This is a genomic window from Verrucomicrobiia bacterium, from assembly GCA_035460805.1.
In the GTDB taxonomy this organism is placed as follows: domain Bacteria; phylum Patescibacteriota; class UBA1384; order CAILIB01; family CAILIB01; genus DATHWI01.
In genome coordinates, this window is the sequence record DATHWI010000022.1 from 1 (window position 1) to 2,369 (window position 2,369).

3 protein-coding genes are annotated in these 2,369 nt (G+C 53.5%); all 3 read left to right on the forward strand.

The window, feature by feature from the left end:
* The first annotated feature begins 259 nt into the window (after positions 1-259).
* A complete protein-coding gene (gene rsmA, locus VLA04_00570) occupies positions 260-1,087 on the forward strand; it encodes a 16S rRNA (adenine(1518)-N(6)/adenine(1519)-N(6))-dimethyltransferase RsmA (GenBank protein HSI20191.1) in 828 nt (275 codons plus the stop codon).
* On the forward strand, positions 1,080-1,778 hold the full coding sequence (gene rsmI / locus VLA04_00575; protein ID HSI20192.1) for a 16S rRNA (cytidine(1402)-2'-O)-methyltransferase: 699 nt from the start codon (positions 1,080-1,082) through the stop codon (positions 1,776-1,778). The genes rsmA and rsmI overlap by 8 nt, the downstream gene beginning before the upstream one ends.
* A partial coding sequence (locus VLA04_00580; protein HSI20193.1) for a class I tRNA ligase family protein occupies positions 1,771-2,369 on the forward strand: 599 nt, incomplete at its 3' end. The genes rsmI and VLA04_00580, both read left to right, overlap by 8 nt.

The following is a 2,369-nucleotide window of genomic DNA, read 5'->3' on the forward strand; positions in this document are numbered from 1 at the left end:
ATCCCGAACTTTTGCAGGATGGCGATCCCGGCATCGACTGTTTGGGAGACGTATACCGCGAAGAGCGCACTCTGTGTGTGCGAAGGAGGGAGGGTAGGCTGGTCATCGATTTTCACAAAGATCGGAACATCAACCCAGAGACGGAGCGTCCGCTCTACGCCCTCCTGCCGCCAATCTAGGTGTCATCTTTCAAAGGCCCCCACTCCGGGGGTCTTTTTTCATAGTCAAATCTGTCGTTTTACGCTATGGTAGGGCAAGCATGAATCGCCTTGACCCAGAAGCGCTAAAACTTCGCCTCAAGCAGGCAGGGGTTTGGTCCAAGAAGTCGTTTGGGCAACACTTTCTCATCGACGAGAAGGCGCTTTTGGCGATGGTGGAAACTCCCAATATCCAACCTGGTGAACGGGTGTTTGAAATTGGGCCTGGGCCAGGTGTCCTGACGGAAAAATTACTGGAAGCCGGTGCAGCGGTGACGGCCTTTGAAGCTGACCCTGACATGGTGAAAATTCTCTTAGAAGATTTTCCCATGCTCAACCTGGTGCAGGGGAATGCGTTAACCACCATTCCACGCCTCGCTACGGAGCACTACAAGGTAGTGGCCAACATCCCGTACCAGATTACCACGCCACTCATTGCCCTCTTTTTAGAGGGTGGAGTTCCACGGTTGCCAGAAAGCATTACCATCCTTGTTCAGAAAGAAGTGGGCGAGCGCCTGGCAGCCCCTGCCCGTACGGGTGAGCGTGGCTTTCTCTCGGTGCTTGTCCAATACTATGCCGATGTTTCTATTGCAGCCCAGGTGCCAAACAGCTCGTTCTGGCCTGCACCTGAGGTGGATTCTGTGGTGTTGCATATGGTGGTTAAGCCAGTGCGCCCACTTTCTGCCGACCAGGAAAAGGACTTTTTCCGCTACGTTAAGCGTGCTTTCTTGGGTCGGCGCAAACAGCTTAAGAACGTTATGGGTGGTATGCGTGGGGTTTCCCACGCGGAAATTGCCGAGCAGTTTAAAGCACTTGGCCTTTCCGAGAATGTCCGCGCGCAAGAGTTAACCGAGGAAGAGTGGCTCAAACTCTATAACGCCCATGTCTAAGTTGCACATCGTCTCGACGCCAATCGGTAATATGGGCGATATTACCCTGAGGGCGCTAGAAACTTTGAAAGAGGTGGAATTTGTGTACGCAGAAGACACCCGGGTGACTCGCAAAGTACTGAGCCGGTACGACATCCATACCCCACTTCGTTCTTACCGAGAAATGCAGCCACGCCCGGCACTGGAGCGTACCATTCAGGAAATTATCACCCTCCTGCATGAGGGGAAGGCATTGGCGTACACCAGCGATGCGGGGACGCCAGGCGTTTCAGACCCAGGGGATTACCTGGTCCGTCGTGTCCGTGAAGCCGGTTTTGAAGTGGTTACCGTGCCAGGTGCCAGTGCGCTGGCGGCAATAATGTCCGTGTCCGGCTTGGGATGCCAGCACCCGTTGTTTGAGGGCTTTTTGCCACATAAGAAGGGGCGTCAGACCCGTCTCAAAGAACTGGCCGGTGGCTTGCAGCAGGGCATTATGGATGGGGTGGTTTTCTATGAATCCCCAGAGCGGATTCTTCGTCTTTTTGCTGAACTGCTAGAATGGAACCAACCACTTTCTGTTTGTGTGGGCCGGGAGCTCACCAAGCAGTTTGAAGAGGTTGTTACTGGTTCTTTAGAAGAAGTTCAGCAGGAGTTTGCTGCCCGTCCCACCATCAAAGGAGAAATAGTGCTTCTCGTCACAACCCATGCCTAAGTTCACCATCACCACCTCCATTCACTACCCTAATGCCAAGCCGCATATGGGGCATGCTTTGGAGTTTGTCCAGGCGGACTTTTTGGCGCGCTACCACCGCATGAAAGGTGAGGAAGTCTACTTCCAGACTGGCGTAGACGAGCATGGGCTAAAGATGAAGCGAGCTGCAGATACTGCCGGCAAGGCACCTAAGGAGTTTGCCGATGAGCAAGTGGCTCACTTTACTGGTTTGGCCGAAGCCCTTTCCCTGAGTCACGACCGGTTTATCCGTACTAGTGATGCGGACCATATGGCCATGGCCCAAGCATTGTGGCAGGCCTGTGCGGCTAGGGGCGACATCTACAAGAAAACCTACCGTGCCTGGTATAACATCAAGCAGGAAGAATTCTTGGGTTCTGCAGACGAAACACCCGACCCTTCCGTGTTTGGCATCGACGAAAAGTTTATTGAGCTCATTGAAGAGGAGAACTACTTCTTTGCTCAATCCAAGTATACGGACCAGGTCCTGGCGCTGCTCAGGAGTGGGGCGTACGCCATTTACCCTGCACACCGCGCTCAAGAGCTTATCCGCTTTGTGGAGGAAAAGGGACT